This window comes from Streptomyces sp. NPDC002044 (genome assembly GCF_040296725.1).
Lineage (GTDB): Bacteria > Actinomycetota > Actinomycetes > Streptomycetales > Streptomycetaceae > Streptomyces > Streptomyces antarcticus.
The window spans coordinates 1-1,304 of record NZ_JBEOXU010000324.1 but is presented as its reverse complement, the minus strand read 5'-3'; the positions used below and the strand labels follow the sequence as shown (position 1 = coordinate 1,304).

General features: G+C 73.9%; 1 protein-coding gene. It reads left to right on the top strand.

Features of this window, described 5'->3' with window-relative positions; all coding sequences use genetic code 11:
• Positions 1–1,189 (top strand): glycoside hydrolase family 10-like protein (locus ABT106_RS31950; RefSeq protein WP_351284562.1); only part of this gene is annotated, 1,189 nt, incomplete at its 5' end.
• Between the last annotated feature and the right edge of the window lie 115 nt (positions 1,190–1,304).

Below are 1,304 nucleotides of genomic sequence, written 5' to 3'. Positions count from 1 at the left end.
TCCACGTCCTGGCAGGCGGCGCCCGGCCGGACCGCCGCGCCGGCCCGCGGGGAAGGCGGCGGACGTCCCCGAGTTCCGCGGCATGTGGATCGCCACCGTGCAGAACGTGGACTGGCCGTCCAGGTCCGGACTGTCGGCCGGGAGCCAGCGCGCGGAACTGCTGTCCCTCCTCGACACGGCCGTCGAACGCCGCCTCAACGCGGTGGTCCTCCAGGTCCGGCCGGCGGCCGACGCCCTGTGGCCGTCCCGGCTGGAGCCCTGGTCGCAGTGGCTGACCGGGGAGCAGGGGGCCGACCCCGGCTGGGACCCGCTCGGCACCGCCGTCGACGAGGCGCACGCCCGGGGGCTGGAGCTGCACGCCTGGTTCAATCCGTACCGGGTGGCCAACCACACGGACCCCGGGCGCCTCGTGGCCTCCCATCCGGCCCGGCGCAACCCCGGCTGGACCGTCCCGTACGCCGGGAAGCTCTACTACAACCCCGGTCTGCCGGAGGTGCGGCGCTTCGTCCAGGACGCGATGCTCGACGCGGTCGCCCGCTACTCCGTCGACGGCGTGCACTGGGACGACTACTTCTACCCCTACCCGGTGGACGGCGAGTCCTTCGACGACGACGCGGCCTACGAGCGGTACGGCTCCGCCTTCGACACCCGCGCGGACTGGCGCCGCCACAACACCGACACCCTGGTCCGCGAGATGTCCGGGCGGCTGCGGACGCTGCGGCCCGCGGCGCGCTTCGGCATCAGCCCGTTCGCGGTCTGGCGCAACGCCGACCGGGACCCGCTCGGTTCGCCGACGCAGGCGGGCCTGGGCACGTACGACGACCTGTACGCGGACACCCGCAAGTGGGTCACCGAGGGCTGGATCGACTACGTGGCCCCGCAGGTGTACTGGCACATCGGCCATCCGACCGCCGACTACGAAGACGTCGTCCCGTGGTGGGCGCGGACGGTCGAGGGCACGGGCGTGGACCTGTACGTGGGGGAGGCGCTGTACCGGAGCGACGCGAACAGCCCCACCGCCGCCTGGCGCGATCCGGCGGAGCCGTCCCGGCACGTGCGCTTCGCGCGGCAGTACCCGCAGGTCCGCGGCCATCTGTGGTTCTCGGCGACCCAGGTGGCCGCTGACCCCAACGGGGCGATGGCCCGGGTGGTCGCCGACCACTACGGATCGGCGGTCCGCCCGCGCTGAGCCGAGACCCGGCGGGCCGGTGCCGGGCCATCGACCTCGACCACGCGCCGCCCGACATATCCGCTAAATCGATATCCGCTCCGTCTTCCTCCCCGGCCCTCGTGGCCGTCGTGCC